This is a genomic window from Actinacidiphila epipremni (assembly GCF_012034175.1).
Taxonomy (GTDB): domain Bacteria; phylum Actinomycetota; class Actinomycetes; order Streptomycetales; family Streptomycetaceae; genus Actinacidiphila; species Actinacidiphila epipremni.
The window spans coordinates 1-22,870 of sequence record NZ_JAATEJ010000009.1 but is presented as its reverse complement, the minus strand read 5'-3'; the positions used below and the strand labels follow the sequence as shown (position 1 = coordinate 22,870).

The window sequence follows — 22,870 nt, the reverse complement described above, 5'->3', positions numbered from 1 at the left end:
CCGGGGCCGCCGATTTACGCTGTACGCCCCCGACCGTATGGAGCGTGTACGTGGCTTGCGACCTGTGGCTGGTGCCGCTGGTGGACGTCCTGTGTCACAGCCCGGAAAACCCCTTCTCCGAGGAACTGGCCCGCTACGACAAAGCCCTCAGCGACGCCGGGCAGCCGCCCGTCCCCGTCTACGCCTACATGCCGGGCCTGTCCGGCGACGTCGCACCCGTCGCGTGCTTCGACTACGACGCCCTGCACTTCCTGCGCCGGGCCTATCTGCTGAGCCTCCAGGGCCTGGAGGTCTCCCCGGTCGACGAGCTCGGCGGCGACTACGAGCAGCTGCTGGAGATGTTCGAGGCCACCGCCCAGCGCTCGCACCTGGTGTGGCATTACGACCACGCCGGCGCCTATGTGCCGCTGGACTTCCCCCACCCGGTCGTCAGCGACGAACTGCTGGAGAGCGGCGGCCCGCTGGGCTCCAGCCACGGGCTGCTGCGGGAGCTGGAGTTCGTCGCGCCCGCGATCGGCATCGACCCCGCCAACCCGCCGCGGCCCCCCGTGCCGCCCGAGCGCCACACCGCCCTCGAAGAGCCCGCCCTGCCCTCCCCGAGCCCCCTGGACGGCCCCTTCGCGCGCGAGCACCACGTATGGCTCGGCCTGCACGCGGCGGCGACCCGGTCGCTGGGGCAGGGCTCGATGATCGTCTTCAGCTGAACCCCACCCGACGACCCGGCACATTGCCCGGCCGGTACGACCGGCCCGGCACATTGCGCCGTCGGCCCGAAGGCTCGGCATATTGCCCGGCCGGTACGGCCGGCTCGGCGCATTGCGCCGCCGGCCCCCGGAGACCCCGCCTCTTACCGCGGATTCTCCGGGGGCCGCTGGCGCGGCATATTGGGCCGGGTGCCCGGATGCGGCAGCCGCGGCACGGCGGGCGGCTCGGTACGGGTCGGCCACCAGGCGCCGGACTGCGTCCGCAGCGGCGCGCCGGCCGTACCGGCGCCGAAGCCGACCATCCAGTCCGCGGTCTCCATCCGCACCAGGTCGGCGACGTCGTCGCAGAAGCGGCGCAGGATCGCCAGGCAGCGCTCGGCGGCCTCCGCCGCGGTGCCCTCGGTCGGCCCCAGCACCTCGCGCACGCTCTCCGACGCCCAGTCGAAACGCAGCTGCTCCAGGCGCCGCTCCACGCCCTGCGCGGTGCCGACGTCCCGCATCCAGCCCGCCGTCAGGCCCAGCACACGGTCCACCGCCGCGCATGCCGTCGCCGCGAGCAGCGCCAGATACCCCCACACCACCGATGTGCCCCCGGCGCCCGCAAGCTCGGCAAGTGGCGCAGCCGCGCCCACCACGGCCAGGGCCGCGGCGCCGCCGCGCAGGGCCCGGGCGCCGCGCCGCTTCCACACCCGGTTGCCCAGATACCAGTCGGCGGTGCGCAGCGCCCCTGCCTCCGCCCACCGGTAGAGCTCTTCGAGGCGCTCGGCCGGCTCGCCCCAGTCGCCGCGCGGGAAGGGCAGGGCGCGCAGGTCCTCGCGCGGGCCCAGCCGGTCGGCACGGCCGGTACCGCCCGCACGGCCGGGGTCGGCGGCGTCGCGCAGCTGCTCGGGGCGTGCAGCGGGCCGCTCAGGCTCCTCCCGAGGGGCTCCCTCCGGGAACATGTCCTGCTGGCTCACAGCGCGCTCCTCGACTCCGTCGGCTGAGTGACGAAGGTCTCTTATTACCGCCGAACGGCTGAGAGCGGCGGGGCGAAGCCGCCGTTCGCGCCCGCAGGGGCCGCGTGATCAGGTAAGGGACCCGGACGGAGGTCGCCCGAAAGAGTGAGGTCGGCCGGTGTCCGCACGGGCCACTACCCTGGTGCGCGTGAAGGTCCTTGTCATCGGCGGCGGCGCCCGCGAGCACGCCCTGTGCCGTTCCCTGTCCCTCGACCCCGACGTGACGTCGCTGCACTGCGCGCCCGGCAACGCCGGCATCGCGGACGTCGCAGAACTGCACCGGGTCGACGCCCTCGACGGCGCCGCGGTCGCCGGGCTCGCCGAGGAACTGGGCGCGGACCTGGTCGTCGTCGGCCCCGAGGCCCCGCTGGTCGCCGGCGTCGCCGACGCGGTGCGCGCCCGCGGCATCGACTGCTTCGGGCCCGGCAAGGAAGCCGCGCAGCTGGAGGGCTCCAAGGCCTTCGCCAAGGACGTCATGGCGGCGGCCGGCGTGCCCACGGCCCGCTCGTACGTGTGCGCCACGGCGCAGGAGATCGACACCGCGCTCGACGCGTTCGGCGCGCCCTACGTCGTCAAGGACGACGGGCTCGCCGCCGGCAAGGGCGTCGTCGTCACCCAGGACGTGGACACCGCGCGGGCGCACGCGCTCGCCTGCGTGGCCGCGACCGGCGGCCGGGTCGTCATCGAGGAGTATCTGGACGGCCCCGAGGTCTCCCTCTTCGCCCTCACCGACGGCCACACCGTGGTGCCGCTCCAGCCCGCGCAGGACTTCAAGCGGGCCCTCGACGGCGACCAGGGGCCCAACACCGGCGGCATGGGCGCGTATTCGCCGCTGCCGTGGGCGGACCCCAAGCTCGTCGACGAGGTCGAGCGGACGGTGCTCCAGCCCACCGTCGACGAACTGCGCCGCCGCGGCACGCCCTTCGCCGGGCTGCTCTACGCCGGCCTCGCGATCACCTCCCGCGGCGTGCGGGTCATCGAGTTCAACGCGCGCTTCGGCGACCCCGAGACGCAGGTCGTGCTCGCCCGGCTGCGCACCCCGCTCGCCGGCCTGCTGCGGGCCGCCGCGACCGGCCAGCTCGCCGCGTACCCGGCGCTGCGGTGGAGCGACGACGCGGCGGTGACCGTCGTCATCGCCTCGTACAACTACCCCGACACCCCGCGCACCGGCGACCCCATCGCGGGCCTGGACGCGGTGGGCCCGGACGCGTACGTGCTGCACGCCGGCACCCGCCGCGAGGACGACGGGCAGGTCGTCAGCGCCGGCGGGCGGGTGCTGTCGGTGACGGCGACCGGTCCCGACCTCGCCGCGGCGCGCCGGCGGGCGTACCGGGGCATCTCGGCGATCCGCCTGGACGGCGCGCACCACCGCACCGACATCGCGCTCGCGGCGGCCGGCGAGTAGCCCTCCGCCGCGCTTTCCGCGCGCCGCCGCCGGGTCGGGCCCTGAGGGGCCCGGCCCTTTTCCGTGCCCGGATTCCGTCCAGGTCGCGGCGGCCGGGGGGCGGAAGTTCGGGGGGAAGCCACTCCAAGGAGTGATGGGTCGGCCGTATGGCTGACTCGCTCGGCGAGGCCGAATTAGGGTGCCGCGGAGGCGCACCGCAGGCGATTGCGGCAATCAGCCGTACGGGCATTGCGATGTCGGTGGGCGGTGCGACAGTGGGGGGAGGCCGTCACCGGGGCGGTCGCCGACAGCGCAGGGGGTGAGCCGCCGATGGCCGGAGAAGCGGGCGAGGCCTGGGCGCGGACCCGCGCGCTGGCGGTGCTGCGCATGCGCGGTGCCGCGCTCGGCGTCGTGCTCCTCCCGGCCGCCGTCGCCGTCGTGCTGCACGTCGCCTCGCTCACCGGGCGCGTCGGCGGCCCCGGGTGGGACGGCGTGCGCTGGGGCGTCACCGGCGCCGCGCTGGTCGTCCTCGCCGTGGCCGCCGCGATCGCCGCGGTGATCGTACGGGCCAGGCCCGCCGTCAGCCCCGCCGTGCCCGTCTCGCGCACCGCCGCGCCCGACCTGCACCGCATGGTCGCCGACCTGGCGGAGACGCTGCAGGTGCCGGTGCCGTCCGGGATAGAGCTCACGCCCGACTGCGACAGCTGGCTGGAGGACCGCAGACCCGGCCCCGGCGCGGCCGAGCGCCGCCCCGCGCCCGTGCTCGTCATCGGCTCGCCCTTCCTGTGGTGGATGCGCGTCGCCGAACTGCGCGCCCTACTCGCCCCGGTGGTGGCCGGCACCGGCGCCGCCGCCGACCCGGAGATATACGCCGCCCGGCGCTTCGTCCGCGGCCTGGACGCCGCGGTCGGCGTCGCCGCGCAGGGCCGCCTGCGGCACTCGGTGCTGCTGCGGCCCGCTTTCGGCGTGCTCGGCTGGGCCGCGCGGCTGCTGCTGCGCGGCTGCGGGGCGCATGTCGCCGAGATGGAGCGCGGGGTCGCCGCGGGCGCGTCCGAGCGGGCGCAGGCCGTCGACTACGGGCTGCGGATCGTCGCGCAGGAGCAGGTGGGGCTCGCATACGCCGGGTGGGACCGGCTGCTGACCCGAGTCGCGCTGCCCGCGTGGCGGATGGGCCGCTGGCCCTCCCGGCTCGACGCGGGCGTCGTCTCCGCGCTGACGGAACTGTCCCGGCGCGACCGGCTCGCGGACGGCTTCGAGAGCAGGCTCGGCGAGCGGCCGGCGTGCGATCTGCTGGAGGAGCCGGGGCTCGTCGACGAGTCGGTGTCGCTGCTGGCCGCGCGGCTCTTCCACGGCGGCCCGCGGGCTGCCGGGCCCGACTGGGCGCCGGTGAGCTGGGCGCGCTACCCCGACGAGGTCGTCGACCGCATCTGGCGGGCGGAGGCCGCGCGGCTCATACGCGTGCTGGACGAGGTACGTCCGGCGGTGCCGGCGCTGGCGCCGTCCGGCGGTGGGCGCGGGCTGCTCCTCGACGAGCCGGGCGCGGCGACGCTCTCCCGGGTCATCGACCGGCTCGCCGCCGGGGGCAGCGAGGAGCTGGCGGCGCGGATCGGGGCGATCGTCGCGCAGGAGCAGCCGTTGCCGGGGGCGGAGGTGTATGAGCTGTGTCCGCCGCGGACGGGGCGGGAGTTGCTGGCGGAGCATGTCACCGCGGCGGTGTGCTGTGCCGCGGTGGATACGGCTGGCGCCGGGGCGGGCCTGGACTGGCTCGACGGGCCGACCCTCGTCGTCGACGGCTCCCGCCGAGGTGATCTTGCCTGGCCCGTGGTCCGCCTCGTCGAGGCGGGCGACCCCGCTCCCCTCCGCGCCTGGCTCTCCGCCCTAGGAGTCCGCCCCAACCAACCCCTCCACCTCCCCTAGCCCCCGGGCCTCCGCCCCACCCGGCCCCTTGCGGCTGCCCCGCGACCTCCCCGCGCCCCTTCGCTCCGGACTGCCCCGTCCGGTTGTTGCGCGATCTTCTGTCGGTGGTGGGCTGGGCGCGCAGTTCCCCGCGCCCCTGGTTTGCTGGCCTGCGTCGCAGGGGCGAGCCCCTGGTGACGTAACCGGCGCTGGAGCATCGGGGCTCCGCCCCGAGGAGGTGCTGGTACGCGGGAGGGTGCCGCTTTTCAGGGGCGCGGGGAACTGCGCGCCCAGCCACAATGGCGGCGCGGTCGAACACCGCACCGCAAGGGGCACCCACCCAGGGGCGCGGGGAACTGCGCGCCCAATCACGATGGCGGCGCAGTCGAACAGCCCACCGCAAGGGGCAATCACCCAGGGGCGCGGGGAACTGCGCGACAGGCCACCGACCGGCGGAGGATCGCGCAACGACCGGACAGGGCAGCCCAGGGCGCAAGGGGCGCGTGGGGGTACCCCCACGCGAAGCGCTGGGGGAGAAGGGAGCGCGCAACCGGGCACCGGCGGAGGGGCGCGGGGCAGCCGCAAGGGGCGGGGCGGGGCGGCCCCCGGCGAGGTCGCGGGCAGCGGGTGGCTGGAACGGGTTACCCCCGGAGGGTGGTGGCGCATATTTTCACCACGAAAAGTGATTACCGGGGAGCATTCTGTGATGTCCTAGGCAAGTGCACCGCACCGTTGCCCCGCCGGCAGGCGGCCCGCGGGGACGGGGGACGGAGGGATGGGCTCATGGGGGCGGAGAAGGTCAGGCGGTGGGAGTCGGGCGCGCTCGCGCACGGCGTGTCGGATCCGTTCGGGCAGGGTCCGCTCCCGTGGCTGCGGGGCGAGTCGGAGTACCCGGGGGACGGCGGCCAAGCCGTCCCCTGGTACGTGGACCTCGCCGCGAGCAGCGGCGAAGCACCGCGCCGGCCGCATCTGCCGGGCCCGCGCATGGCGGACGACGTGCGCCGGCAGATCAAGGGCTTCGCGTCGGCCGGCGGCGTCGCGCCCGGCGGCGCGCTGGACTTCCGGATCACCGTGGACCCGCCCCAGGAGTTCACCGTCGACGTCTACCGCATCGGCCACTACGAGGGCGACGGCGCCTCACTGGTCAGTGCGAGCCCCCGCCTGTCGGGCATCGTGCAGCCGGCCCCGCTCATCGCCGGACGGACGATTTCCTGCCACCACTGGTGGCAGTCCTGGCGCCTCCAGGTCCCGCCGACCTGGCCCACCGGCGCGTACGTCGCCGTCCTGACCACCGCCGACGGCTACCGCAGCCATGTGCCGTTCACCGTCCGGGATCTCAACGCCACCGCCGACCTGCTCCTGCTGCTCCCGGACGTCACCTGGCAGGCGTACAACCTCTACCCCGAGGACGGCAGGACCGGCGCGAGCCTCTACCACGCGTGGGACGGCGAGGGCCGGCTGCTGGGCGAGGAGGAGGCCGCGGGCACGGTGTCCTTCGACCGCCCCTACGCCGGCGCGGGCCTGCCCCTGCACATCGGCCACGCCTACGACTTCGTGCGCTTCGCCGAGCGGCACGGCTACGACCTCGCGTACGCCGACGCCCGCGACCTGCACGCCGGCCGTGTCGACCCCACCCTCTACCGCGCCCTGGTCTTCCCCGGCCATGACGAATACTGGTCCGTGCCGATGCGCCGGGCCGCCGAGCAGGCCCGGGACGCCGGCACCTCGCTGGTCTTCCTGTCGGCCAACACGATGTACTGGCAGGTGGAGTTGGCGGCCTCACCGGCCGGCGACGCCGACCGCCTGCTGAGCTGCCGCAAGCGCCGCGCGGACGGCCGGGGCCGCACCAGCCTGTGGCGGGAGGCGGGCGAGCCGGAGCAGCTGCTGCTGGGCGTGCAGTACGCGGGCCGGGTCCCGCAGCCCTCCCCGCTGGTGGTGCGCAACGCCGGGCACTGGCTGTGGGAGGCCACCGGCGCCGGCGAGGGCGACCGTATCGAGGGACTGGTCGCCGGCGAGGCCGACCGCTATTTCCCGCGCACCCCGCTGCCCGACTGCACCGAGCGCATCCTGCTGGCCCACTCGCCGTACGAGGCGGCCGACGGGCGCCGCTGCCACCAGGAGACGTCCCTCTACCGGGCGCCCAGCGGCGCGTACGTCTTCGCGTCGGGCACCTTCGCCTGGTCGCCGGCCCTGGACCGCCCGGGCCACGTCGACGCGCGTATCCAGCGCGCAACAGCCAATCTGCTGGACCGCATCTGCAAGCGCGACTGAGCAGGCACCCCGGGCCGCGCCCCCGCGCCCCGCCGCCCCGGCCCCCCGGGCGCCGCCCCGCCCGCCCCGCCTGGCGCGTGCACCCTCCCGCGTACGCGAGAATCAGTGGCCGAACCACCGATTTGGGGAGGACGACCCATGCCCGGATTCGTCGACAAGCCGGAGCCCGTGCAGGTGCCCGGTCTGGTCCATCTGCACACCGGAAAGGTGCGCGAGCTGTACCGCGACGCCGCCGGGAACCTGGTGATGGTCGCGAGCGACCGCATCTCCGCCTACGACTGGGTGCTGCCCACCGAGATCCCGGACAAGGGCCGGGTCCTGACCCAGCTGTCCCTGTGGTGGTTCGAGCAGCTCGCCGAGCTGGTCCCGAACCACGTGGTCTCCACCGACCTCCCCGAGGGCGCGCCCGCGGACTGGGAGGGCCGCACCATGGTGTGCCGGGCGCTGCGCATGGTCCCGGTCGAGGCGGTCGCCCGCGGCTACCTGACCGGCTCCGGCCTGCTGGAGTACCAGCGGTACCGCACGGTGTGCGGCCTGGCGCTGCCCGAGGGCCTGGTCGACGGCTCCGAGCTGCCCGCGCCGATCTTCACCCCGGCCACGAAGGCGGAGGTCGGCGAGCACGACGAGAACGTCCCGTACGAGGAGGTCGCCCGGCAGGTCGGCGCCGAGACGGCCGCGCAGCTGCGGCAGGCGACGCTCGCGGTCTACAGCCGTGGGCGGGACATCGCCAAGGAGCGCGGGCTGATCCTCGCGGACACGAAGTTCGAGTTCGGCTACGACGACCAGGGCACGCTCGTGATCGCCGACGAGATGCTGACGCCCGACTCCTCGCGCTACTGGCCGGCCGACGCATGGGAGCCGGGGCATGCACAGCCCTCGTACGACAAGCAGATCATCCGCGACTGGCTGACCTCGCCGGCCTCCGGCTGGGACCGCTCCGGCGACACCCCGCCGCCCGAGCTGCCCGCCGAGGTCGTCGCGCACTCCCGCGCCCGCTACGTCGAGGCGTACGAGCGGCTGACCGGCCTGCCCTGGACGTAAACCCGCAAGTGCCCGCGCACGGCCCGTACATGGCCCACACGTAGCCCACACGTAGCCCGTACGTAGCCCTGCATACCCGTACATGGCGAAGGCCCCGGTTCTCGGAGAACCGGGGCCTTGGCCTTGCTGGAGCGGACGACGAGATTCGAACTCGCGACCCTCACCTTGGCAAGGTGATGCTCTACCAACTGAGCCACGTCCGCAGGTGGTGCAGATACTGTACCCGATCGGCCGAGCGGACCGGAAACACCTTTCCGCCGGGCGGTGGACGCAGCCGCACGGACCCCGCAAGCGCCCGCGCATGGCCCCGTACGCGACCCGTACATGGCGGAGGCCCCGGCTCTTGGAGAACCGGGGCCTTCGTCTTGCTGGAGCGGACGACGAGATTCGAACTCGCGACCCTCACCTTGGCAAGGTGATGCTCTACCAACTGAGCCACGTCCGCAGGTCGTGCAGACCACTCTACCCGATGCCTGCGGGGCCCCGGCCGAGGGGCCGTGACCACGAAGGCGCCGCGAAGGCGATCCGAGCGGGCGACAGGAATTGCACACTGCCCCTCCCCCCTGGAAGGGGGGCGCTCTACTGCTGAGCTACACCCGCCTGACTGCCGCTGACCTGGCCTTTCAGCCCGTGCCCTCGGCGTGGTCCCCACATTAGCGGAAGGGTGGGGGTGGATGTCCAATCAGCCCGGCCCGGCCGCGCGTCGCCCCCCGCGGCGACCGCACGACCGGGCCCCGTAAGGCTGTTGGGGTCAGCTGGCCTTGCTGAAGGCCTCGTAGACCTTCTTCGGGATACGGCCGCGGGCCGGCACCTCGAACCCGTTGGACTGCGCCCACGCGCGCACCGTGGCCGGGGTGGGGGCGATCGGCGTGCGCTTGTAGGCGCGGCCGGACAGGGTCCGGCGCCGGCCCGCCTCGACGTACGGGGCGAGGTCGCTGCGCAGTTTGTCGGCGTTCTCCGCCGAAAGGTCGATCTCGTACCACTGCCCGTCGACGCCGAATGCGATCGTTTCCGCGGCCTCGCCGCCGTCGAGATCGTCGGCGAGGGTGACCAGTACGCGTTGCGCCATAGGAATCGGTCCTTTCGTGCGACGTCGGCGTGCCGCCGCCGGTACGGCCACCGGGCCCGCACCGCGGGGGCCTTGGGCGGCCTGTCGCGGTTCGCGGCCCGTACCGGAACCGGTGGCGCGGGCGACGCCGACGCGCAGGGGTGTCGACAAATGTGCATTCAGGGCGGTGCTGTGCGGTGTCACGGAATGTGTGGTCCTGGGACGGCAGATGTTACTGATAATTCCCGCCTGTGTGTCATCCCAAGCCTGTTCGTCATCGGGACCCTATGATTCTCTGCCGCGTTTCCCCAAGCATTTTGGCAGCCGATACATAAACGTGATGCATGATCAGCGGCTGATCGGAGCGACGCCGTATATCTACCCGCGTAGAAATTCGTACCAGGTACGCTGGAGGAACCTCACGTACCACACCACCGGGAGTGCCAGTGGCACGCGTCGTCGTCGACGTCATGCTCAAGCCGGAGATCCTCGACCCCCAGGGCCAGGCCGTGCAGCGTGCGCTGCCCAGGCTCGGCTTCGAGGGGATCTCGGACGTCCGCCAGGGAAAGCGCTTTGAACTCGAGGTCGAGGGGCCGGTCGACGAGGCCGCCCTCGCCCGCATTCGGGAGATGGCGGAAACCTTTCTCGCCAACACCGTGATCGAGGACTTCGACGTAAAGGTCGAGTCGTGACAGCCCGCATTGGTGTCGTCACATTCCCCGGCACGCTCGACGACCGCGACACGCAGCGCGCGGTGCGCCTCGCGGGCGCCGAAGCGGTACCGCTGTGGCACCGCGACAAGGATGTGCTCGGTGTGGACGCGGTCGTTCTGCCCGGCGGCTTCTCCTACGGCGACTATCTGCGGGCCGGCGCGATCTCCCGCTTCTCGCCCGTGATGGCCACGGTTATCGAACAGGCGCACGCGGGAATGCCGGTCCTGGGCATCTGCAACGGATTCCAGGTGCTGTGCGAGGCCCACCTGCTGCCCGGCGCGATGCTGCGCAACACCGGGCTCCACTTCGTGTGCCGCGACCAGAAGCTGCGGGTCGAGACCGCCGGCACCGCCTGGACCGCCGAGTACGAGGCGGGCCAGGAGATCTCCATCCCGCTGAAGAACATCGACGGCCGCTACACCGCCGACGAGCGCACGCTGGACGAGCTGGAGGCCGAGGGCCGGGTGGCCTTCCGCTACGCCACCGCCGGCGCCGCCGCCGACGGCTACGGCAACCCCAACGGCTCGCTGCGCGACATCGCCGGCATCAGCAACGCCGCCGGCAACGTCGTCGGCCTCATGCCGCACCCCGAGCACGCCGTGGAGCCGCTCACCGGCACCGGCCGCACGGACGGCCTGGCGTTCTTCACCTCGGTCATCAAGAAGTTGGTCAGCGCATGAGCGACGGTACGACCGCCCGCCCGGCCCTCGACACCGTCGAGCACGCCGCCAAGACGCCCGAGGCGGCGCAGCCCTGGAAGGAGCTCGGCCTCAAGGAGGACGAGTACGCCCGGATCCGGGAGATCCTGGACCGCCGCCCGACCGGCGCCGAGCTGGCCATGTACTCGGTCATGTGGTCCGAGCACTGCTCGTACAAGTCGAGCAAGGTGCACCTGAAGCAGTTCGGCGAGAAGGCCCCGCAGACCGACGCGCTGCTCGTCGGCATCGGCGAGAACGCCGGCGTCGTGGACGTCGGGCAGGGCTACGCCGTCACGTTCAAGATCGAGTCGCACAACCACCCGTCGTACATCGAGCCCTACCAGGGCGCGGCCACCGGCGTCGGCGGCATCGTGCGCGACATCCTCGCGATGGGCGCGCGGCCGGTCGCCGTCATGGACCCGCTGCGGTTCGGCGCGGCCGACCACCCCGACACCAAGCGCGTGCTGCCCGGCGTCGTCGCCGGCATCGGCGGCTACGGCAACTGCCTGGGCCTGCCCAACATCGGCGGCGAGGTCGTCTTCGACCCCTGCTACCAGGGCAACCCGCTGGTCAACGCGCTGTGCGTCGGCGTGATGAAGCACGAGGACATCCACCTGGCCAAGGCGTCCGGCGCCGGCAACAAGGTGATCCTGTACGGCGCCCGCACCGGCGGCGACGGCATCGGCGGGGTGTCGGTGCTGGCCAGCGAGACCTTCGACGCGACCGGCCCCTCCCGGCGGCCCGCCGTCCAGGTCGGCGACCCCTTCCAGGAGAAGCTGCTCATCGAGTGCACCCTGGAGATCTTCGCCGAGAAGCTGGTCGCCGGCATCCAGGACCTGGGCGGCGCGGGCCTGTCCTGCGCGACCTCCGAGCTGGCCTCGGCGGGTTCGGGCGGCATGCGGGTCGAGCTGGACACCGTGCCGCTGCGCGACGCGACGCTCTCGCCGGAGGAGATCCTCATGAGCGAGTCGCAGGAGCGGATGTGCGCGATCGTCGAGCCGGACAAGGTCGGGCGCTTCCTGGAGATCTGCGAGAAGTGGGACGTCATCGCGACCGTCATCGGTGAGGTGACGGAGGGCTCGCGGCTGGAGATCTTCTGGCACGGCGAGCAGATCGTGGACGTCCCCCCGCGGTCCGTCGCGCACGAGGGCCCCACCTACCACCGCCCCTTCGCGCGGCCCGCGTGGCAGGACGCGCTCCAGGCCGACGACGCGGGCGCGCTGCCGCGGCCGGCCGGCACGGACGAGCTGCGCAAGCAGGTGCTCGCGGTCGTCGGGTCGCCCAACCAGGCGTCGAAGGCGTGGGTCACGGACCAGTACGACCGGTTCGTGCAGGGCAACACGATCCTCGCGCAGCCGGAGGATTCCGGCGTCGTGCGGATCGACCCCGACACCAACCTCGGCGTCGCCCTCGCCACCGACGGCAACGGCCGCTACACCAAGCTCGACCCGTACGCGGGCGCGCAGCTCGCCCTCGCGGAGGCGTACCGCAACGTCGCGGCGACCGGCGCGAAGCCGCTGGCCGTCTCGGACTGCCTGAACTTCGGCTCGCCCGAGGACCCGGCGGTGATGTGGCAGTTCGCCGAGGCGACCCGGGGCCTGGCCGACGCGTGCCGGACCCTCGGCACCCCGGTGACCGGCGGCAACGTCTCCCTCTACAACCAGACCGGTGACGCCGCGATCCACCCGACGCCGGTCGTGGCGGTGCTCGGCGTGATCGACGACGTGAGCCGCCGTACGCCGATGGCCTTCGCGCAGCAGGGCCAGCTCCTGCTGCTGCTCGGCGAGACCCGCGAGGAGTTCGGCGGCTCGGCGTGGTCGCAGGTCGTCCACGACCACCTCGGCGGGCTGCCGCCGGCCGTGGACCTGGAGCGCGAGCGGCTGCTCGCCGAGATCCTGATCTCCGGCTCGCGCGACGGCATGATCGACGCCGCGCACGACCTGTCCGACGGCGGCCTCGTCCAGGCGGTCACCGAGTCCTGCCTGCGCGGCGGCCTCGGCGCCCGCCTCGTCGTCCCCGACGGCCTGGACGCCTTCACCTTCCTGTTCTCCGAGTCCGCCGGCCGCGCGGTCGTCGCCGTCCCGCGCTCGGAGGAGCTGCGCTTCACCGACATGTGCGGGGCGCGCGGCCTGCCGGTCACGCGGATCGGCGTCGTCGACGGCGACGCGGTGGAGGTGCAGGGCGAGTTCACGCTGCCGCTGAGCGAGCTGCGCGCGGCGCACGAGGACACGATCCCGGGCCTGCTGGCCTGAGCTTCACCCCACGAGGGTGCGCCGGTTCCTTTACGGGGGCCGACGCACCCTCGTGGCGTACGGGCGTGTGGGTACGGGCCTGTGCGTACGGCCGGGTCAGTGGACGGCGGCCAGCTTGGTGACCTGCGCGGTGATGACGTCCATCGGGAACTCGGGGTAGTCCTTGCCGGCGCCCGGGACGCTGTACGCGGCGAGGACCGTCGAGCCGGAGCGCACGACGACGAAGGTGAACAGGGCGTCGACGGCCGGGCCGCCGTCGTCGTCACCGTTCTTGTCGACGCTCGGCACGGTCTGGACCAGGTGGTAGGACAGCGCCTCGTCACCGGCCTTCGGGTCCGCGAGCCGCTTCGGGCTGCCCCAGCTCTCGCCCTCCTCCAAGGACTTGAAGGAGGTGCAGGTGCGCAGGGAGGTGCGCAGGTCCGCCATGAGGCGGGCGGCGTCGGGGCCGGTGTACGACTTGAGCGACATCATGCCGCCGTCGGCGCCGTCGGCGCCGCCGGAGCTGTCCGAGCCGTCCGAGCTGTCCGAGCCGTCGTCGGCCGGGGTGAGCTGCTGCTCCACCACGCCGTGGTACTGCTGGCGGCTGAGCATCATCGTCATGTCGTAGAGCGGTTCGCACGCGGCGGGGCTGATCCGCGGCATCTTGGCGACGTCGGGGATGGTCGGCGGGATCTCCGTGCCGTCCCCGCCCCGCCCCTGGACGGTGCCGGTCCGCCACCCCTTGAGGTCCTTCGGCCCGACGACGGCCTGCTCCAACTGCGCCTGCGTCAGCGGCGGGAGGTTGCCGACCACCATGGGCGTCTCCGGCCCGCCGCCCTTCGCGTCCCCGCCCTTCCCGCCGCCCCCGCACCCGGCGGTGGCCGCCAGCACGACCGCGAGGCCCGCGAGGCCCGCGAGCGCGGCTCTCGGCGCAACAACGCGCATATGTTTCCCCACCCTTGTGTTGTCGTTCATGTGCGGAGCCATTAGAGCAGGTGCGGGGGTGTGCGAGGGGGGTGAGGTGCGTACGGGGGCGTTAGCCCGTTCGGGTGAGGGTGATGCGATTGGCATATGCGTATGGCACATGGTCGCCAGGATGGCGCGTATGAGCGAATGGGCTGACCCCGAACCGTACGCGGCGCTGCGCCGGTTGGCCGGGGAGGTGGCGGACGTGGTCGGCGTGGGCAAGGTGGAGGTCGCCGGCGGGACGGTCGTCGTCTCGCTGCCGCCGGTCAAGCGGCACGAGGTCGCGGTGTGGCGGCTGTGGCGCCAACTCGACGCGCAGGTCGGCGCGTCGCACCCCGGCTGCATCGCCTACTCCGGTGCGTCCGTCGAGGACCCCGACCTCGGCCGGCTGCGCCGCCCGGACCTCATGGTTTTCCCGGCGGTCTGCCTGGAGGACGAGGGCACGCCCCTGCGCCCGGCGGACGTGCTGCTCGCCGTCGAGATCGTCTCCTGGGCGAATCCGCGCGGCGACTACGGCGAAAAGGTCGCGGACTACGCGGCGATGGGCATCCCGCACTACGTCATCGTCGACCCCCGAGGCGGCACCGGCGTCGTCCACGCCACCCCCGGCTACCGGCACCGCACCCCCTTCGTCTTCGGCGACACGGTCCGCGTGGGCCCCTGGAAGCTCGACACGAGCGTCCTGCTCACCTACGGCCCGCCCCGGGCGACCTGCGGCGGGAGTGCGTCATGAGCGGTACGTACGCCACGCTCCGCCAGGCGGCGGAAAAGCTGGCCGAGATGCCGGGCATCGGCAAGGTCGAGATCGCCGGCGGCAACGTCATCGTCACGATGCCGCCGGTCAATCGCCATGAGCACGCCGTGGCTCGGCTGTGCCGGCAGCTCACCGAGCAGGTCGCGAAGACGCACCCCGGGCATGTGGCCCACCCGGGAGCCGACCTTGAGGATCCGGGGCTCGGCAGGCTCCGGTGCCCCGACGTCATGGTCTTCCCGGAGTCGAGCCTGGAGGGCCCCGACCCGGCGCTGCGGCCCGACGAGGTGCTGCTGGTCGTGGAGATCGTCTCGCGGTCCAACCCGGAGAACGACTATCTCACCAAGGTCGAGGACTACGCGGCGATGGGCATCCCGCACTATGTGCTCGTCGACCCGCGGGACGGCACCGGCATCGTCCACTCGCAGCCCGGCTACGCGCAGCGGACGCCGTTCGTCTTCGGGGACACCGTGAGTGTGGGCCCCTGGAAGCTCGACACGAGCGTCCTTCTGACCTACGGCCCACCCCGGAGCGCGTAAGTCCGCGGGAAAAACCGCTGGCCCGGGGGCGGGGTGGGCTGGTTGGGTGCGGGGATGAGCAGTGGTGAGCTTCCGGGCGGGTACGAGGTGTCCGCCGACCCGGCGCGGATCGACGCCGGGCGTGTGCACGAGTGGCTGTCGCAGGACTCGTACTGGGCGGTCGGCCGCCCGCGCGAGAAGCAGGACGCCGCGATCGCCGGCTCCCTGAACTTCGGCGCGTACGACACCGCGTCCGGCGAGCAGGTCGCCTACGCGCGGGTCGTCACCGACAAGGCCACCTTCGCGTGGCTCTGCGACGTCTACGTCTCCCGCGCCGCACGCGGCAAGGGCCTCGGCACGGCACTCGTCGCCGCGATACGCGACCACCTCGCCCCCTACGGCCTGCGCCGCATCCTGCTGGCCACGGCGGACGCGCACGGCGTCTACGAGAAGATCGGCTTCGAGCCGCTGCCGGACCCGGAAAAGTGGATGATCTACGGCGCCCCGGTCGTCTGACCCCACCCGGGGTCAGCACTCCCCTTCGCCGGCGGCCCAACTCAGCAGCTGCTGCGTGTCCAGCTCGATCCCGACCGGCTCCGGCAGCGCGACCGTCTTCCCGAACGGCACGCTCAACCGCTGCGCGTAGACCCCGTCCTCGGGCCGGTCGTGGACGACGACCTCCCGGCTGTCCCGGTCGATGAGCAGGTACACGGGGATGGCCGACTCCGCGTAGGCGCGGGGCTTGCCGATACGGTCGCGCCGGTCGGCTTCCTCGTCCCCGCCGGACGTCACCTCCGCCGTCAGCAGGACGCCGTCCGGCTCGGCCCAGTAGCCCGTGCCCAGCAGGTGCCCGACCGGCAGCAATACACCGTCCGGGACGGCCCTTCCCTCGCGGTCGGCCCCGACCTTGAGGCCCAGGCCGATGTGGAGGCCCCACTCCGGCTTCTGCTGCCAGCGCTGTCGGGCGAGCCACGTCGTGAGCGTCGAGTGCACGCCGTCCGCCATGGGTCGGAAAGCCGGCCTCCCACCGAGGAGTTCCAGGCGGAGGCCCTCCACCTCGCGGGCCGCGAGGACGGCCAGGTGCTCGAACTCGGTCGGCTGGAGCGGGCTCACTGGTCGTTCTTCGGGGTGGGGTCCTTCAGGTCCAGGGTGAACCAGACGACCTTGCCGATGTGGCGGCGGGGGTATGTGCCCCAGTGCGTGGACAGCGCGTCGACCAGGAGCAGGCCGCGGCCTCCCTCGTCCACTCCCGCCTGCGGCTCGCGCCGCACCGGGGGGACGTCGGAGGCGTCCGCGACCTCGACCCGGAGCAGCCGGCCCGGGGCAAGCTCCGCGCCGACCGCCAGGAGGCGGCCCGTGGGGCGGGTCGCGTGCCGTACGGAGTTCGTCACGAGCTCGCTCACCAGCAGCTCCGCGATGCCTGCGGCGGCTTCGTCCACCTCCCACTCCGCGAGCTGCGCCAGCAGCAACCGCCGGGCCCTCCCGGGCGACTTCGCGCTCCGGGTGAAGCTCCACCCGGCGTTCACGCCGGGCGCACACGTCGTACCCATGTGTCCTGCACCAACTTCCTGAGGTCAATCTCACCGTCCGTACTACGAGCCTTGCGTTGCGCAGCTACGCTTGACAACTGACGGCAACTCAGCTCCCGAGCTGTCAGGAAAGGCCGAACAGCATGGTTCAACCCAAGGACCTCAACCCCTTCGAATCCCCCCAAGCCTTCTACGGAGCCGAACTGCGCCGCCTGCGCGAAGCCGCGAGCCTGTCGCAGGAAGGGCTCGGCGAGCTGGTCTTCTGCTCCGGCGCGTACATCGGCCAGATGGAAGTGGCCGCCCGCCGACCACAACTGGACCTCTCCCAGCGCATCGACGCCGTCCTGAACACGGGCGGTCAGCTGGAGCGGCTGTGCATGATGGTGCTCAGAGCGACCAAGCACGCCGAGTATTTCGCGCACGTCAACGAGTTGATGGAGCAGGCGTCAGCGATCTACGAGTTCGCGGGGCAGATACTGCCCGGACTGCTTCAGACGGAGGCATACGCCCGCGCGCTGATCCGGGCGACCTGCCCGCTGCTCCCGGAGGAGAAGGTCGAGGAGCGCGTAAAGGCCCGGATGGAGCGGGCTGTGCTCTTCGACAACCCAACTGCGCCGTTGTACTGGGCGATTCTGCACGAATCCGCGCTGCGGATGGCCGTCTGCGATCGGGCGGAGACGCGGGTGCAACTGCTGCACATCGTCGAACTCGCCCGCCGCAGGAAGATCATGGTGCAGGTCGTTCCGTTCAGCGCGGGTGCTCACCCGCTGGTTGGCGGTGCCACCACGGTGATGTCCTTCGAGGAGGCACCGGCAGCCGTGTACGTGGAGGGCGCACACTCAGGGCACTTGCTGGACTCGCCGGGAATCGTCAACGTGTACCAGCGGGCCTACGATTGTGCGAGGGCCGTCGCACTGTCACCGGAGGCGTCCCTGACGCTGATCGAGTCGGTGGCTGAGGAGTTCGGCACTCATGAGCACAACGGTGGACCTGAACAGGGCCCTGTGGCGTAAGTCGTCGTACAGCAATGGCGACGGCGGCAACTGCGTCGAGGTCGCGGACGGGTTCACGGGCGTGATGCCCGTCCGCGACTCCAAGGACCCGCAGGGCCCCGCCCTGCTCTTCCGGGCTGAGGCATGGGCCGACTTCCTCGCGGGCGTCAAGGCGGGGGAGTTCGGCCGCTGACCTCGGGCGGCCGTGTGCTGGGCCGCACCCGGGGCTCGGGGGTCGGCGGCAGCCAGGTGCGGGCGTCGCGGGGGCGGTCGGTCAGCTGATGCTCGTCCTCGTGGCGCCCTCGGCAAGGGTGCCGATGACCTCGATGCCGTGGCCGGCGAACACGTCCGCGTCCTCGTGGAAGATCGCCCCGAAGACACCATCTGCATCGACGGTGAGCCGCTTCAGCGTGAGACTGCCGCGGAACCGTTTCGCGGTGATCTGCTCGTCGTCGTCGAGCCACACGTCGTTGGCCAAGTCCAGCAGGTCCGCCACGACCCGGCCGGTGAGCGCTTCATCGGTCAGGACCCCGGCTTCGCGCTCCCGCGCCACCTCGTCCAGCACCCGCCGCGCCAGGTTCGCGTCCTCGGTGTCCACGACCAGCGCCACCGCCGCCATAGCCCCAAGTGCGCCTTCGTACCAGCCGTGCACGCTCCCCGTGCCGGGAACGAAGACGAACTCGCCCAGAGGATGCCGCACCGTTTCGCTCATGACCCGATCATGCCAGCCGCCGTCGGCGGCACCGGTTCTCGTGCGTCGGGTAACGTCGCGGCCGTGACCCAGCCCGAACCGCCCCTGCCTGAACCCTCACAGCAGCTGCGGCTGGCCCGGCAACTGTGCGACCAGGTCCGTGACCGTGCGCTGCTCGTGCCCTACCAGGGCCGGTGGACCGCGCCGGGACCGCTCGATGCCGCACTGCTGACGCTGGCCGAGGACGGCGACATCGGCCGGCTGTTCGTCGACCAGGCCGGTGCGGTGGTCCTGGTCGACGGCGCGGGCCGTCACACGGTGAACTCGTCGCTCGCGGCTTTCGCCGCATGCGCGCACGCCTACACCGAGGCGATGCGCGAGGTCGCGCGACGCGGGTTCGACGACGGGGACCACGACGACGAGCTCGAACAGATCGAGCGCGATCTCCTGCGACGTCTCGCCGGCGCCGACAGCGCCGCGCTCGGCGGACCGGACGGTTTCTGGGCTGTTGCCGCCGAAGAGATCGGACTGGGCACCGCCCCGTTCCCGCGGGCATCCGCTCCCGACCCGCCTCGGCCCGCGGAGCCGGCACCACGAAGCGAGGACACCGCGTATGCGCCTCGGGTTCTGGTGGCGTTGACGGAGGCCGACCGCACCCGGCTGTTCACCCCGCAGCAGTGGAAGCGTCTGACCGCGCTGGCCCCGGTCACCCTGGTCGGGGCGCCGGGGATGATCGAGACCGCTGTCGAGCTCGCCCGGCGGACCGCCGCCGCCCGCGGCAACCCCGCACCGCAACCCACCGTGCTGCTCACCACCGACGCAGCCGCCCTGACACCGGGACTCTGGGCCAAGCTGCCTGCGCTGCGACTGGTCTGCCTCCTCGCCGCGCCGGCGCCGGCTTGCGCTGCACCTTCGGGCACAGGGATACGCGTCCTCGCGCCAGACGCCGACGGCGATACGGTCGTCGACGAGATCGCCCGCGGCCTGGCCACCTGAGCGGAGCGCGAACCGAGCCCGACCGTCACGACCGCCTCCGGCGGCGGTCCAGCGGCGTGGGTCCAGCGGCAGGGGGCCGGCATTCCCGCTGGATCGACACCGCGGCGGTTTACGGGCACGGGCAGTCGGAAGAGCCGGTGGGCGCGGCAGTTGTCCGCTCAGGAAGGGCGCAGTTCGGGGCAGCGGGCCATGGCGGTGATCTCCGCCGCCACCCGCCTGGGCCGGCGCAGGCCCGTCGACCGTACGAAAACGTCCTTCCCGGGGCACCGCCCGGTGCGCCGGATCCGCAGCGAGGTGCCGGGCCCCGGTACGGCCACGGCGACCTCCTCCCAGGCCAGCGTGCACGTCCGGCGCCCGCTGCGGACCCGCAGCCCCGCCGCGTCCGCGGTGACCCGCCACGTCAGCGCCCCCAGCCCGAGCCCCACCCACGCCGGCACCACGCCGACCTGCGCCACGATCTCCCACCACGCCGGCGGATCGACGACGTCCCCGACGACCATCCCCGCACACACCACGAGCAGCCCACCCGCCGCCGCCCAGTCCCACGGCCCACTCCGCCACCGCGCCACCATCCGCGTCCCCCCGCGTCTCGTCGATGCCTCTCCGCCAGGATGCCCTCGCCGTCGAGCGACGGCAACGTCCCGCCGGATGTCACTGGGAGGGGCTCAGCCCCGGGTCAGCAGGGTCAGGCCGGTCAGGGCCGCGGCGGTGGCGGCGAGGGAGAGGGCGGTGAGGAGGGCTGTGCCGCAGCCGTAGGCGTGGCGGTCGGCGCGGGGGTCGAAGGCGAGGATCGCGGGGTCGGTGGGGGCGTAGTGGACGGGGACCTCGGCGCCGAGGGTGTGGGGGTGGGTGGTGGCGGCGTAGGGGCGGCGGACGGCGGTGACCGTGCGGGCGTCGGCGGTGGTGAAGGTCACGACGGGGAGGTGGCGGGGGTGCGGGTTGCCGTCGGCGTCGTGGAAGGTGAACTGCCACGACCCGACGATGCGGCCGGTGGCCGTCTGCGCCGTGGCCAGCAGGCGGGCGCGGCGGCGGCCCGTGCGGCTGTTGGCTGTCGCGCCCCGGGCGGCCAGCGCCGCCAGCAGGGCGCCGAAGCCGAGCAGGGCCCATGCGCCGCCGTCCCGTACGACGAGCCAGGCGGTCAGCCCGGCCCAGGCCAGGCACGCCGCCGCGGCGGGCAGCGTCGCCCGGCGGGTGCGGCCCGTCGACGGGTCCTCGACGCGGAAGTCGTACGGGCGCCCGGCCGGGAAGCGTACGGTCACCGCGCGGCCCACCCATGCCGCGTCCAGCCGGCCGTTGCGGGCGCCGGCCGTCGGCAGCAGCAGCCGCTCGCCGGTGGCCGGGTCCTGGAAGGCGACCACCACCGGGATCCCCGAGCCGTCCGGGGTGCCCGACTCGCGCGGCGTCTCCACGCGCTCCACCCGCGCCGCGACCCGGACCGTACGGGAGGACGCCGGGCGGCCTGACGGTGGGCGTACGGAGCGGCGCCATACGCCGTGCGCGGCAACCGTGGTCCAGCCGGCGCACCACATCGCGGCGAGTACGTCGAGCAGCATCGGCCCCACCCCCTACCCGGCCAGACGGTCGCCCGGGGGCGGGCGGTTGCGGCGTGGACAGCCGGGCGCGACCGGGGCAGGATCGGAACGGTGCCAGCCGACGACCGCGAAGACCGCGCCCTGAGACCTGACCGTCACGCCGAGCGCCGGGGGCGCCCCGGACCGGGGGCCGGGCCTGGGGCTGGACCTGGACCTGAACCCGGGCTTGGGGCTGGACCGCGCCCAGGTGAGCCGCAACCGCCGGGGGTGCAGCGCTCGTTGCTGCGGCATCGCGACTTCGTGCTGCTGTGGAGCGGGCAGACCGTCAGTGAGGTCGGCTCGCAGATCTCCGTGCTCGCGCTCCCGCTGGTCGCCGTCGTCGTGCTGGGTGCGGACGCGTGGCAGGTCGGGCTGCTCACGGCCGCCGGGACGAGTGCGTATCTGCTGGTGTCGCTGCCCGCGGGGGCGGTCGTCGACCGGGTGCGCAAACGGCCGCTGATGCTCGGCTGCGACCTCGGACTGCTCGCCGTCATCGGCTCGGTGCCGGTCGCGCACGCGCTCGGGGTGCTCACGCTCGGGCAGTTGTACGCGGTGGCCTTCGCGGCCGGCGTGCTGTCGGTCTTCTTCTCGGTGGCGTACCAGAGTTATCTGCCGGTGCTGCTGGAGCAGGGCCAACTCATGGACGGCAACGGCAAGATCGCCGCGACGCAGTCCGCCGCGCAGATCGCCGGGCCCGGGGTCGGGGCCGGGCTGGTGGCGGCGGTCGGGGCCGCGGCGGCGATGGCCGCGGACGCGGTGTCCTTCGCGCTGTCGGCGGTCTCCCTCGGGGCGATCCGGGGGCGCGAGCGCAAGCCTGCGGGGGCGGCGGGAGTGGTGGGAGCTGCCGGGGCGGCGGGGGCGGCCGGGGCGGTGGCCGCGACGACGTTGCGGGCGCAGATCGCCGAGGGGCTACGGCATGTGGTGCGGGACCCGATCCTGCGCAACTCCGTCGCCTTCAACGGCACCGCCAACTTCTTCGTGGTGATGGTCGAGACGCTGGGCCCGGTCTTCCTCGTGCGGTCGCTGCATGTCCCGCCGGGGCTGGTCGGGCTGCTGATGGCGCTCGGTGCGGTGGGCGGGGTCGCGGGCGGTGTCGCCGCGAAGTCGCTGGCGCGGGGGGTGGGTTCGGCTCGGGTCAGCTGGCTGGCGATGACCCTCTTCTCGCTGCCGGGCCTGCTCATTCCCCTCGCCGGGCACGGCGGACGGGCCGTGCTGTACGGGGTGGGGTGGAGCGCGTGGACCTTCTCCGCGGTCGTGGCGAACATCTCGCTGACCAGCTACCGCCAGGCGTCATGCCCGCCGGGCATGATCGGGCGGGTCAGCGCGGCGGCCCGGTGGATCAACTGGGGCACGCTGCCGCTCGGGGGGCTGGCCGGTGGGGCGCTCGCCGGTGCGGTGGGGGTACGGGCGACGCTGTGGATCGCGACGGTGGGGGGCTGCTGCTCGGGTCTGTGGCTCTTCTTCTCGCCGCTGCGCGGCATGCGCGACATTCCGCTGGGGCGCTGGTCGTTGTCGCTGGGCCGCGACGGGGCTGTGACGTGACTGCTGCGGACGGGCCTGTCACCGGTGCGGGGCTTCGTGGTTGGCTGTGGACCGCACGCCGTGCGTCATACGTCATACGTCATACGTCATCGAGCGAAGGTCAGAGCATGTACGAGTACAAGGTCGTCACCTTCCGCGAGTCGCTGATCGGCGACGCGCTCGACAGCGACAAGCTGGAGAAGACCCTCAACAAGCACGCGGAGGACGGCTGGGCGCTGAAGGCCATCACGGCCGCTGACGTCAAGGGGCGGATAGGTCCCGGCGCGGTCGAGGGCCTTCTGCTCACGTTCGAGCGGCCCGCTCAGGGCTGAGCAGCGCTCCGGGGGGGCGGGT

General features: G+C 73.1%; 24 protein-coding genes and 3 tRNA genes. 16 read left to right on the top strand and 11 right to left on the bottom strand.

Annotation, left to right across the window (positions count from 1 at the left end; all coding sequences use genetic code 11):
• The first annotated feature begins 50 nt into the window (after positions 1 to 50).
• Positions 51 to 704 (top strand): hypothetical protein, encoded by a 654-nt coding sequence (locus tag HCN08_RS13700; RefSeq protein WP_167983321.1) that lies wholly within the window; start codon positions 51 to 53, stop codon positions 702 to 704.
• A gap of 143 nt (positions 705 to 847) precedes the next feature.
• Here HCN08_RS13700 and HCN08_RS13695 read toward each other — a convergent pair whose 3' ends face one another.
• Positions 848 to 1,660 carry an SLATT domain-containing protein gene (locus HCN08_RS13695; RefSeq protein ID WP_167983320.1) on the bottom strand — a complete coding sequence of 271 codons (813 nt, stop codon included), beginning with the start codon at positions 1,658 to 1,660 and terminating at the stop codon, positions 848 to 850.
• 187 nt (positions 1,661 to 1,847) lie between these two features.
• Here HCN08_RS13695 and purD point away from each other — a divergent pair, with 187 nt between their 5' ends.
• The 4 genes from purD (at position 1,848) to HCN08_RS13675 (ending at position 8,291) form a co-directional block, all read left to right on the top strand.
• A complete protein-coding gene (gene purD / locus HCN08_RS13690; RefSeq protein WP_167983319.1) occupies positions 1,848 to 3,104 on the top strand; it encodes a phosphoribosylamine--glycine ligase in 1,257 nt (418 codons plus the stop codon).
• Between the two features lie 309 nt (positions 3,105 to 3,413).
• On the top strand, positions 3,414 to 5,000 hold the full coding sequence (locus HCN08_RS13685; protein WP_167983318.1) for a hypothetical protein: 1,587 nt from the start codon (positions 3,414 to 3,416) through the stop codon (positions 4,998 to 5,000).
• Positions 5,001 to 5,762: 762 nt separating this feature from the next.
• Positions 5,763 to 7,250, top strand: coding sequence for a N,N-dimethylformamidase beta subunit family domain-containing protein (locus HCN08_RS13680; protein ID WP_167983317.1), 1,488 nt, complete (start codon positions 5,763 to 5,765; stop codon positions 7,248 to 7,250).
• Positions 7,251 to 7,388: 138 nt separating this feature from the next.
• Entirely contained in the window at positions 7,389 to 8,291 is a 903-nt protein-coding gene (locus HCN08_RS13675) for a phosphoribosylaminoimidazolesuccinocarboxamide synthase (protein ID WP_167983316.1), read from the top strand.
• A gap of 127 nt (positions 8,292 to 8,418) precedes the next feature.
• Here the strand turns inward: HCN08_RS13675 and HCN08_RS13670 are convergent.
• From HCN08_RS13670 to HCN08_RS13655, 4 genes are all read right to left on the bottom strand, one after another.
• Positions 8,419 to 8,494: transfer RNA gene (locus HCN08_RS13670), tRNA-Gly, on the bottom strand.
• Between the two features lie 166 nt (positions 8,495 to 8,660).
• A tRNA-Gly gene (locus tag HCN08_RS13665) sits at positions 8,661 to 8,736 on the bottom strand.
• 83 nt (positions 8,737 to 8,819) lie between these two features.
• A tRNA-Gly gene (locus HCN08_RS13660) sits at positions 8,820 to 8,891 on the bottom strand.
• Positions 8,892 to 9,042: 151 nt separating this feature from the next.
• Positions 9,043 to 9,360 carry a histone-like nucleoid-structuring protein Lsr2 gene (locus HCN08_RS13655; protein WP_167983315.1) on the bottom strand — a complete coding sequence of 106 codons (318 nt, stop codon included), beginning with the start codon at positions 9,358 to 9,360 and terminating at the stop codon, positions 9,043 to 9,045.
• Between the two features lie 425 nt (positions 9,361 to 9,785).
• Here HCN08_RS13655 and purS point away from each other — a divergent pair, with 425 nt between their 5' ends.
• The 3 genes from purS to purL are packed head-to-tail and all read left to right on the top strand — an operon-like array spanning position 9,786 to position 13,002.
• A complete protein-coding gene (gene purS, locus HCN08_RS13650; RefSeq protein ID WP_167983314.1) occupies positions 9,786 to 10,031 on the top strand; it encodes a phosphoribosylformylglycinamidine synthase subunit PurS in 246 nt (81 codons plus the stop codon).
• Positions 10,028 to 10,732: a phosphoribosylformylglycinamidine synthase subunit PurQ gene (purQ, locus tag HCN08_RS13645; RefSeq protein ID WP_167983313.1), complete on the top strand. Its 705-nt coding sequence runs from the start codon at positions 10,028 to 10,030 to the stop codon at positions 10,730 to 10,732. The genes purS and purQ overlap by 4 nt, the downstream gene beginning before the upstream one ends.
• Positions 10,729 to 13,002, top strand: a complete 2,274-nt coding sequence (gene purL, locus HCN08_RS13640; protein ID WP_167983312.1) for a phosphoribosylformylglycinamidine synthase subunit PurL — start codon at positions 10,729 to 10,731, stop codon at positions 13,000 to 13,002. Before purQ ends, purL begins: the two co-directional genes overlap by 4 nt.
• A gap of 96 nt (positions 13,003 to 13,098) precedes the next feature.
• Here purL and HCN08_RS13635 read toward each other — a convergent pair whose 3' ends face one another.
• Positions 13,099 to 13,926 carry a hypothetical protein gene (locus HCN08_RS13635; RefSeq protein ID WP_167983311.1) on the bottom strand — a complete coding sequence of 276 codons (828 nt, stop codon included), beginning with the start codon at positions 13,924 to 13,926 and terminating at the stop codon, positions 13,099 to 13,101.
• Positions 13,927 to 14,086: 160 nt separating this feature from the next.
• Between HCN08_RS13635 and HCN08_RS13630 the strand changes: the two genes are divergently transcribed.
• The 3 genes from HCN08_RS13630 to HCN08_RS13620 are packed head-to-tail and all read left to right on the top strand — an operon-like array spanning position 14,087 to position 15,732.
• Positions 14,087 to 14,680: a Uma2 family endonuclease gene (locus tag HCN08_RS13630; protein WP_167983310.1), complete on the top strand. Its 594-nt coding sequence runs from the start codon at positions 14,087 to 14,089 to the stop codon at positions 14,678 to 14,680.
• Positions 14,677 to 15,237, top strand: coding sequence for a Uma2 family endonuclease (locus tag HCN08_RS13625; RefSeq protein ID WP_240970073.1), 561 nt, complete (start codon positions 14,677 to 14,679; stop codon positions 15,235 to 15,237). The genes HCN08_RS13630 and HCN08_RS13625 overlap by 4 nt, the downstream gene beginning before the upstream one ends.
• 54 nt (positions 15,238 to 15,291) lie before the next feature.
• Complete coding sequence (locus HCN08_RS13620) at positions 15,292 to 15,732, top strand: GNAT family N-acetyltransferase (RefSeq protein WP_167983309.1); 441 nt, start codon at positions 15,292 to 15,294, stop codon at positions 15,730 to 15,732.
• 12 nt (positions 15,733 to 15,744) lie between these two features.
• Here HCN08_RS13620 and HCN08_RS13615 read toward each other — a convergent pair whose 3' ends face one another.
• A complete protein-coding gene (locus HCN08_RS13615) occupies positions 15,745 to 16,329 on the bottom strand; it encodes a Uma2 family endonuclease (protein WP_167983308.1) in 585 nt (194 codons plus the stop codon).
• On the bottom strand, positions 16,326 to 16,766 hold the full coding sequence (locus HCN08_RS13610; RefSeq protein WP_167983307.1) for an ATP-binding protein: 441 nt from the start codon (positions 16,764 to 16,766) through the stop codon (positions 16,326 to 16,328). The genes HCN08_RS13615 and HCN08_RS13610 overlap by 4 nt, the downstream gene beginning before the upstream one ends.
• A 122-nt stretch (positions 16,767 to 16,888) precedes the next feature.
• Here HCN08_RS13610 and HCN08_RS13605 point away from each other — a divergent pair, with 122 nt between their 5' ends.
• Both HCN08_RS13605 and HCN08_RS13600 read left to right on the top strand, forming a co-directional pair.
• A complete protein-coding gene (locus HCN08_RS13605) occupies positions 16,889 to 17,758 on the top strand; it encodes a helix-turn-helix domain-containing protein (protein WP_167983306.1) in 870 nt (289 codons plus the stop codon).
• Positions 17,718 to 17,930, top strand: a complete 213-nt coding sequence (locus HCN08_RS13600; protein ID WP_167983305.1) for a DUF397 domain-containing protein — start codon at positions 17,718 to 17,720, stop codon at positions 17,928 to 17,930. Before HCN08_RS13605 ends, HCN08_RS13600 begins: the two co-directional genes overlap by 41 nt.
• Positions 17,931 to 18,011: 81 nt before the next feature.
• On the opposite strand, the gene HCN08_RS13595 is transcribed toward HCN08_RS13600, so the two are convergent.
• Positions 18,012 to 18,449 carry a DUF2262 domain-containing protein gene (locus HCN08_RS13595; protein ID WP_167983304.1) on the bottom strand — a complete coding sequence of 146 codons (438 nt, stop codon included), beginning with the start codon at positions 18,447 to 18,449 and terminating at the stop codon, positions 18,012 to 18,014.
• 63 nt (positions 18,450 to 18,512) lie between these two features.
• Between HCN08_RS13595 and HCN08_RS13590 the strand changes: the two genes are divergently transcribed.
• Positions 18,513 to 19,424: an SUKH-4 family immunity protein gene (locus tag HCN08_RS13590; RefSeq protein WP_167983303.1), complete on the top strand. Its 912-nt coding sequence runs from the start codon at positions 18,513 to 18,515 to the stop codon at positions 19,422 to 19,424.
• 158 nt (positions 19,425 to 19,582) lie between these two features.
• Here the strand turns inward: HCN08_RS13590 and HCN08_RS13585 are convergent, their stop codons facing one another.
• The gene (locus tag HCN08_RS13585) at positions 19,583 to 19,924 is read right to left on the bottom strand and encodes a PH domain-containing protein (protein WP_167983302.1); all 342 of its coding nucleotides are present in this window, start codon (positions 19,922 to 19,924) and stop codon (positions 19,583 to 19,585) included.
• A gap of 165 nt (positions 19,925 to 20,089) precedes the next feature.
• Positions 20,090 to 20,977: a DUF3592 domain-containing protein gene (locus HCN08_RS13580; RefSeq protein WP_167983301.1), complete on the bottom strand. Its 888-nt coding sequence runs from the start codon at positions 20,975 to 20,977 to the stop codon at positions 20,090 to 20,092.
• A gap of 258 nt (positions 20,978 to 21,235) precedes the next feature.
• On the opposite strand from HCN08_RS13580, the gene HCN08_RS13575 reads away from it, so the two are divergent.
• Together HCN08_RS13575 and HCN08_RS13570 are read left to right on the top strand one after the other, a co-directional pair.
• The gene (locus HCN08_RS13575; RefSeq protein ID WP_206318768.1) at positions 21,236 to 22,537 is read left to right on the top strand and encodes an MFS transporter; all 1,302 of its coding nucleotides are present in this window, start codon (positions 21,236 to 21,238) and stop codon (positions 22,535 to 22,537) included.
• 107 nt (positions 22,538 to 22,644) lie between these two features.
• Complete coding sequence (locus HCN08_RS13570; protein ID WP_167983299.1) at positions 22,645 to 22,848, top strand: DUF4177 domain-containing protein; 204 nt, start codon at positions 22,645 to 22,647, stop codon at positions 22,846 to 22,848.
• Positions 22,849 to 22,870: the final 22 nt, after the last annotated feature.